Source organism: Azospirillum mesophilum, assembly GCF_053470405.2.
This window is the reverse complement of sequence record NZ_JBPXMQ020000014.1, coordinates 160,306-168,400: the sequence shown is the minus strand read 5'-3', so window position 1 is coordinate 168,400 and position 8,095 is coordinate 160,306. Positions and strand designations below refer to the sequence as shown.

General features: G+C 69.4%; 5 protein-coding genes. 2 read left to right on the top strand and 3 right to left on the bottom strand.

The features are described 5' to 3' along the window. Nucleotides 1-140: 140 nt before the first annotated feature. The gene (locus ACSVC7_RS15805) at nt 141-1,064 is read right to left on the bottom strand and encodes a replication protein RepA (RefSeq protein WP_448205133.1); all 924 of its coding nucleotides are present in this window, start codon (nt 1,062-1,064) and stop codon (nt 141-143) included. Nucleotides 1,065-1,606: 542 nt separating this feature from the next. Here ACSVC7_RS15805 and ACSVC7_RS15800 point away from each other — a divergent pair. Then, entirely contained in the window at nt 1,607-2,152 is a 546-nt protein-coding gene (locus ACSVC7_RS15800) for a phosphatase PAP2 family protein (protein WP_448205134.1), read from the top strand. Nucleotides 2,153-2,162: 10 nt separating this feature from the next. Here ACSVC7_RS15800 and ACSVC7_RS15795 read toward each other — a convergent pair whose 3' ends face one another. Both ACSVC7_RS15795 and ACSVC7_RS15790 read right to left on the bottom strand, forming a co-directional pair. Continuing rightward, nucleotides 2,163-2,843 carry a VOC family protein gene (locus ACSVC7_RS15795; protein ID WP_448205135.1) on the bottom strand — a complete coding sequence of 227 codons (681 nt, stop codon included), beginning with the start codon at nt 2,841-2,843 and terminating at the stop codon, nt 2,163-2,165. An 11-nt stretch (nt 2,844-2,854) separates the two neighbouring features. Next, on the bottom strand, nt 2,855-5,674 hold the full coding sequence (locus tag ACSVC7_RS15790) for a [protein-PII] uridylyltransferase (protein WP_448205292.1): 2,820 nt from the start codon (nt 5,672-5,674) through the stop codon (nt 2,855-2,857). Nucleotides 5,675-5,875: 201 nt separating this feature from the next. Between ACSVC7_RS15790 and ACSVC7_RS15785 the strand changes: the two genes are divergently transcribed. Beyond that, the gene (locus ACSVC7_RS15785) at nt 5,876-8,065 is read left to right on the top strand and encodes an ATP-binding protein (RefSeq protein WP_448205136.1); all 2,190 of its coding nucleotides are present in this window, start codon (nt 5,876-5,878) and stop codon (nt 8,063-8,065) included. Nucleotides 8,066-8,095 lie beyond the last annotated feature (30 nt).

Below are 8,095 nucleotides of genomic sequence, written 5' to 3'. Positions count from 1 at the left end.
GGGGGGTTGCGTTTTTGCCGGACCTTCCGCCATGCGCAACCCCCCCACCGGCCCTCCGGGCCACCCTCTCCCCAGAGGGGAGAGGGCTAAAAGCGCCAAATGCGATTTCCCTGCGGGCGAGGGGTTCTTGGATTTGGCAATCACCGACTCAGCAGCTTGCGCTCGGGAATCGGCGGGGGCGAGGGGTGCAGGAGGACGCCGGTGTCGGAGAACTCCACGCGGGCGGTCTCGTAGACGGCCAGCGCGAGGTCGAGGGCCACGCGGAACTCCGGCTTGAAGTGCTTCAGTTCCTTGTACCCGCCGCCGAACTGGTTGAAGAGCGCCTTCCAGGTCACCGGCGTCGGGTCGCGCAGCACATGCAGGCGGTAGGCGAGCCACACATACACGTCGATGGCCATGGAACAGCCGCCGATGTGGCGGATCGCCGGCTCCCAGATCGGCACGGGGGAACGCTTCAGGGCCGCGAAGAAGGTCTCCGACAGTTGCACCGTCTCGCGCCACAGCGTGCCCTGCCCGTCGTCGTCGCGCAGCCGGATGCCGCCGTTGACGATGTTCTCCTTGGCGAAGCCCTCCGCCCCGTCCTTGTCCCAGAAGAAGGTCAGGCGGCACAGGTTGATGCGGGTCGCCTGCTCCTGCACCGCCTTGTAGGTGGAGCCGCCGGCCGACACGCCCATGCGGTCCAGCCAGTCGTTCATGGAGCGGCCAAGCTCGATCTCGCGGCTGTTGTCCTGGATCGCGCGGGTCTGCAGGTACAGCAGGATCAGCCGCGCCTTGGCGCCGTAGGGCACACCCACGGGCATCAGGCTGCCGTCGCGTTTGCGCTCCTTCCCCGGCTCCACCAGCAGGGTCACGCGGCCCTGGTCGCGGCGCCATTCAGCGTCGGGCGCCAGTTTCCGGTGCGGCAGGCTGGTCAGGCAGAAGCCGGAATAGGTGATGCCGAGCGCGTTCGACTCATCCTCAAGCACCGCCGCCGCGACGTCGACGACGCTGGCGCGCTTCGGATCGACGAGGTTCCGGGCTTCCTGCCGGCCGTGCGTGATGATGAGTTGGTGTACGTCGCCCATCGGTCCCCGATCCCCCCGCTCCATGATGCCCGCAGTCGATCATGCACCGCCCCGGGAGTCCATTTGGCGATCACCGACCAAGCTAATTGGACCCTAATTGCCGGAGTCTATTTGCTAGGTCGGCGATTGCCTGTGGACGACTCGGGAATCGGTCGGCCATCGCCAAGGAACGGGTCGGCCATCGCCAAAGGTCCCTGTGGGAATCCGGCCGACTCGTGCCCTGGTCGGTGATTGCCAAACGCCCCGGTGGCTCGAATCGCGGCGACTCGGCGCGGCGATGGTCGGCGATTGCCAAACGCTGCCCAAACCCCGCCGGATCGCGGTTTGGCAATCGCCGACTCCCCCGGCCATGGCTCCGGAATGGGCGCCGAATGGTCGGCGATTGCCAAACGGGACGGAGGGGTACCCCGCGACGAAACGGCAGCGGCGCGGTTGGAGCTTTCCGGGGGCGCGCCGGTTGCGTCCCATGTTCCGAACGCAGCCTCCAGTCGGGAGTACGGGCCTTGACCGCCGATCACTTGGGAAAAGAAGTCCTGCGCCGCGTGAGCGATCTCGACGCTGCGGCCCACCGCAAATCCGTCGCGCTGGGCGAAGAGGCGCCAGCCCTGCGCGACAGCCTTCAGGTGCAGGCCTCGCGCAAGGTGCTGGTCCCGGTGCTGACAGGCCTGTGGGCCGCCGGGCGAGGGCGGGAAGAGCCGGCGCTGTCGCGGCTCGCGCGGCAGGGGCTGCTCGCCATCCTGCTGGGCACCATGGCGGCCAAGGCCGGCAAGCGGATGGTCTGCCGCGCCCGCCCGAACGAGGGCGGCGACCCGTCCCGCTGGGGCAAGGCCGACGGCAAGCACGCCTCCTTCCCCTCGGGCCACGCCACGGACGTGGCGGCGGTCGCGACGGTGATCGGCATGAACCGGGGCTTCTCGCCGGTGACCGTCACCAGCGTCGGCTTCGCCGCCGCCGTCTGCTGGTCGAGCATGGCGACCGAACGCCACTGGGCGTCGGACCTGCTGGCCGGATCGGTCAACGGCATCGTGGCCGGCGTGGCCGCCGGCCTGATCGACGAGTGGGTGGAGGAGCGGACGGACAAGGCCTGACCGCGCGCCTTCAGTCCAGCCAGCGGAAATCCGGAAGCGACAGGCGCCGTAGCGGCCCGCCGTCGGCGCGGGACAGGGACAGCTCCAGCCGGGGCGGCGCGCCCTTGGGCAAGGCTTCGACCGTGAGGATGCCGGCGGCGCTCAGAACTGCGAGATCACCACCCGGTGGACCGTCCAGCGGCATGGACAGGTGAACGCCCACGATCTCCGCCAATCCCGCCGCGCTCTGGCGGTCGCCGGCCCGGCCGTCGGTCCAGGCGTCGGGCCGCGTGCTTCCGGGGGAACGGAACAGGAAAAGCCGCGCCGGATCCTCGCTGTCCAAGGAAACCGGGATCGTCATGCCGGGCGGCAGGTAGGGCGGCGCGAAGTCCCACGTCTCGAACGGCAAGGGCTGGCCGGCGGAGTCCGTGCGGACGGAGATGCCGAACGGGCAGGCCCCCGTCTCGCGCCACCGCGCCCGCTCGGCAAGGCGGGTCCGCGCGATGGACGGACCGCGGATCGCGTCGGCGTCCGTTTCCCACAGAAGCTCAAGGAAGGCGTTGTCGAAGCAATAGCAGAGGTTGGCCGTCCCCTGCCCCGGGTGCTGCCGCCGGTAGCTCGGCCGCAGCCCGGCGGCATCGAGGGCCGCCGCCTCGGGCGCGCCGGGTTCGACGAAGACGAAGACGTGGCAGAGATGCAGATCGGGGAGCATGGAACGGCCCCTTACCCCGCCGCGTCGGCCATGGAGTGGAGCAGGCGTTCCCGGATTTGGGCCAGCTTGTTCTCGTGGGTCACCTTCAGGCCGAACACGTCCTTCACGTAAAACACGTCGATGGCCTTTTCCCCATAGGTGGAAATCTTCGCCGACGAGATCTGCAGGGTCAGGTTCGACAGGGCGCGGGTCAGGTCGTACAGCAGGCCCGGCCGGTCGCGGCCGTTCACCTCGATCACCGTGTGGGTGGTGGAGGCGTTGTTGTCGATCAGCACGCGCGGCGGCACGTGGAAGACGCGGGTGCGGCTGGCGTGCGGGGCCTTGCGCTGGGCGAGGTCGTGCAGCGGCTTCAGCTGGCCGGACAGCACCCGTTCGATCATCACCGACAGTTTGGCAAGCTTGTCGCCGCTCTCGAAGGCGCCGCCACCGGCCGCGTCCTGCACGGTGAAGACGTCCAGCGCCATGCCGTTGGTCATGGTGAAGATGCGCGCGTCCACGATGTCCGCCCCCGACGCCGCCAGCGCGCCGGCAAGGCGGGAGAACAGGCCGTGGTGGTCGGTAGCGTAGATCGTGACTTCCGTGATGGCGCGGCCGCGGTCGATGCGGGTGTCCACGGTCAGCGGGCGCTGGTCGCGCTCCGCCTCGCGGACCAGCCGCGCGTGGCGGGCCAGCGTTTCGGCGTCGAAGGCCAGCCAGTAGGCCGGGTAGCCCAGCGCCGTGTGCCGGTCGAAGTCGGCATCGTCGAAGTCGCTGAGTTCGGCCCGGAGTGCCGCCTGCGCCGCCTGGATGCGGCGCCCGCGCCCCTCCACCGACAGGCCGCCGGACATCAGCTCTTCCGACCGGTTGTACAGCTCGCGCAGCAGCGTGGCCTTCCAGTTGTTCCAGCGCTGCGGCCCCACGGCGCGGATGTCGGCCACGGTCAGCACCAGCAGCAGGCGCAGACGCTCCGGCGACTGGACCAGCGAGACGAAGTCGCGCACGGTCTTGTCGTCCTCCAGGTCGCGCTTGAAGGCGACCTGCGACATGGCGAGGTGCCAGCGCACCAGCCACGCCACCGTCTCCGTCTCCTCCGCCGTCAGGCCCAGGCGCGGGCAGAGCTTTTCCGCCACCCGCGCGCCCAGCACGGAATGGTCGCCGCCGCGCCCCTTGGCGATGTCGTGCAGCAGCACCGCGACGTAGAGCGCGCGCCGCGACACCACCTTGTGGATCACCTCCGACGACAGCGGCAGCTCGTCGGTCAGCTCGCCCGTCTCGATCTTGTGCAGGATGCCCAGCGCGAACAGCGTGTGCTCGTCCACCGTGTAGACGTGGTACATGTCGTACTGCATCTGCGCCACCACCCGGCCGAAGTCGGGGATGAAGCGGGCGAGCACGCCGGCCTCGTTCATGCGGCGGAGCGTGATTTCCGGGTCCTTGGGGCCGGTCAGGATCTCCAGGAACAGCCGGTTGGCCTCCGGGTCCGCGCGCAGCTTCGGCCCCACCACCGACAGGGAGCGCGTGATGGCGCGCAGCGCGTTCGGGTGGATGTCGATGTCGTTGATCTGGGCGCAGTGGAACAGCCGGATCATGTCCAGCGGCGCTTCCTTGAACTGGCGGTCGCTGCGGACGTTCAGCCGTTCGCCGTCCACGATGAAGCCGTCCACGTCCTTGCGCCGGGTCAGCGCGGCCAGCCGCAGGATGTTGAACTTCGGCGGGCGCTTCGATTCCGCCTCCAGCGCCGCGCAGAAGATGCGCGTCAGGTCGCCCACGTCCTTGGCGACCAGGAAATAGTGCTTCATGAATCGTTCCACGCCCTTGGTCCCGGCGTGGTCGGTGTATCCCATGCGGCTGCCGATCTCCGTCTGCACGTCGAAGGTCATCCGGTCTTCCATGCGGCCGGTCAGGTAGTGCAGGTGGCAGCGCGCGGTCCACAGGAAGTTCTGCGCCTTGGCGAAGCGCTGCGCCTCCTCCGGCAGCAGGACCTTCTTGCCGACCAGATCCTCCACGTCCTCCACGCGATACAGGTACTTGGCGATCCAGAACAGCGTCTGCAGGTCGCGCAGGCCCCCCTTGCCGTCCTTCAGGTTGGGTTCCAGCACATAGCGGCTGTCGCCCAGCTTCAGGTGGCGGTTGTCGCGCTCGGCCAGCTTGGCCTCCACGAACTCCGGCCCGGATCCGGCGACGACCTCCTTGTCGAAGCGGCGCTTCAGCTCGCCGTAGAGCTTGCGCGGACCCCAGAGGTAGCGGCTCTCCAGGATGGCGGTGCGGATGGTGACGTCGGCCTTGGACTGCCGGATGCACTCGTCCACGCTGCGCACCGCGTGGCCGACCTTCAGCCCGAGATCCCACAGGATGTAGAGCATGTACTCGACCACCTGCTCCACGCGCGGCGTGCGCTTGTAGGGCAGCAGGAACAGCAGGTCGATGTCGGAGAAGGGCGCCAGCTCCCCACGGCCGTAGCCGCCGGTCGCGACGATGTCGAACACCTCGCCCGAGGTCGGGTTGGCCGTGGGGAAGATGTTCTGGATCGTGAAGTCGGCCAGCGTGCGGACCAGCCCGTCGGCAAGGTAGCAGTTCTGCCGCACGCAGTCCTCGCCCGAACCCTTGGCCTCGAACCGGCTGCGCACCTCCGCCCGGCCGTCGTTCAGCGCGGTGCGCAGGCAGGCGATCAGGGCGGGGCGCAGCTTGTCGCCGGTCCCAAACTGCTCGACCAGCTTTTCCAGCTCCTCCGCCAGCTTGCGCCGGGACAGGATCGCGCGGCGGTTCGGGATGTGCTGGGCGTCGGCAGCAGACTCAGGCGCGGCGGACCCGGGTGTGGCGGACTTGGGCGCGGCGGCGCGGGCAGAGAGCATCGGCAAAGCGAAAGCCTTCCCAGGAATAACAACGGGTGCGACAAACCGTGAAGCGCGGGGACTATAGCCGGAAACGCGGGGGACCGCACGCGACTCGGAATGCGATCCAACAAACCCTTTTCCGCAACCGTCGGAATGCCTTACGATGCCGGGCCAGGGCCGGGTTCGCTCCCCAGCAGCGCCGGCGCAGAAGGGCTATCCATGGCGCTGTCTTCGAAGTCACCGATGCGGAGCCTGATCGGCATCCTGATTGCCAGCCTTGTCCTTCCGCTCGTCATCTTTGCCGGCGTCTGCGCCTACGACCGCGCCCGCATCCTGGAGGAGGCGGAGGAGTCGCTGCGCCGGACCACCGACATCCTGCATGAACATGCGCTGCGCATGCTGGAAATCCAGGATCTGGTGATCCGCCAGGTGGAGGGCCGCATCGCCGGCCTGTCCTGGGACGAGATCGCCCGGTCGGAGGACGTTCATCGGTTCCTGCGCGACCTCGACCAGGGGCTGGAGCAGGTGGACGCCATCTGGATCACCTCGCCGCAGGGGATCACGGTGGCGGGCAGCCGCTATTTCCCGTCGCCGATGACCGACGCCAGCCAGCGCGAGCACTTCACCGCCCTGCGCGACGGCGGGTCGGACTTCATCCTGTCCCGCGCCATCCAGGAATCGATCAGCAAGCAGACCTTCTTCGTGGTGGCGCGTCGGCGCCCCTCCCCCGACGGACGCTTCAACGGTCTGATCGCCGTGTCGATCAGGGCGGAGACGCTGGTGCGCCTGTACCGGGAGGCGGCGCCCCACCTCAACCACGCGGCCGGACTGATCCGGGAGGACGGCGTCTTCCTGATCCGCGACGCGGAGATCCCGCCGCCGGGCACCGCCCCGCAGATGGCCAGCCAGAACTTCCGCCGCGCCGTGGCCGCCGAGCCGGAGCGGGGAAGCTTCACCGGCGCCTCGGCCATCGACAACGTGAAGCGGCTGGTCGCCTACCGCAAGGTCGGCAAGTACCCGGTCTATGTCGTGCTGGCCGCCGGGCAGGACGCGGTGCTCGCCCCCTGGCGCCAGCATGTGCTGATCCTGGGCCTGCTGTGCGGCGGTGCCGCCCTGTCGCTGTTCCTGATGACGCTGCTGGCCCTGCGCCAGACCAACCGCGAGCGCGCCGCGCTGATCCGCCTGGAGCAGGAGGCCGCCAAGCGCGAGCTGGCCGAAGCCGCGCTGCGCCAGAGCCAGAAGCTAGAGGCCATCGGCAAACTGACCGGCGGCATCGCGCACGACTTCAACAACCTGCTGACCGCCATCATCGGTAGCCTGGAAACGCTCCGCAGCCGCCTTGCCCACGGTGGCCACAGGGTCGAGGGCAAGGACCTCGACGGCCCCATCGACATCGCCCTGCAGGGCGCCAACCGGGCGGCCAACCTGACGCAGCGGCTGCTCGCCTTCGCCCGCCAGCAGCCGCTGAACCGCAGCACCGAGGATATGAACCGGCTGGTGTCGGGCATGACGCCGCTGCTGCGCCGCTCGCTGACCGAATCCATCACGCTGGAAATGGAGCTGGCCGAGGAGCTGTGGCTCACCTCCTGCGATCCGGTGCAGGTGGAAACGGCGCTGCTGAACCTCGCCATCAACGCCCGCGACGCCATGCCGGAGGGCGGGCGGCTGCGCGTCCGGACCGCGAACGTCGCGCTGAATGCCACCACCGCCGCGGCCATCGGCGACGTCCCGCCCGGCGACTATGTCCGCCTGTGCGTGTCCGACACCGGAACGGGCATGCCGCCGGACGTGCTGGCCCGCGCCTTCGATCCCTTCTTCACCACCAAGCCGGTCGGCCAGGGCACGGGGCTGGGCCTCAGCCAGGTCTACGGCATCGTGCGCCAGTGCGGCGGCGGTGCTCGCATCCTCTCCTCCCTCAGCCAGGGGACGACGGTGGAGCTGTACCTGCCCCGCCACGTCCCGCCGGCCGAGGAGCCCGCCGATACGGTGGCCCCGGCCACGACCGGCTCAGCCGCTCCGGGCATCGCCGGCGGGGGGCCGCGGCGCATCCTTCTGGTGGAGGACGAGGCCATCGTCCGCTTCGTCGCGGCCGAGGCGCTGCGCGGCGCCGGCTACGACGTGGAGGAGGCGGAGGACGCCCCCTCCGCCATGGCGCTGGTCGAGGGCTCCACACCCTTCCACCTGATGCTGACCGACGTCGGCCTGCCCGGCCTGAACGGCCGCCAGCTCGCCGAGATGGCGCGGCGCCAGTGCCCGGCGCTGAAGGTCGTCTACATGACCGGCTATGCCGGCATCGCCAACGAGTCGGAGTTCGAGGCCGGCACGCTGCTTTTGCCCAAGCCCTTCACCCCCGACGCCCTGGTCCAGAAGGTCGGACAGGTGCTGGCCCAAGGGAACGTCCCGGCCTGAAGGGGCTGTGACCGCTGTCACTGAACGCTA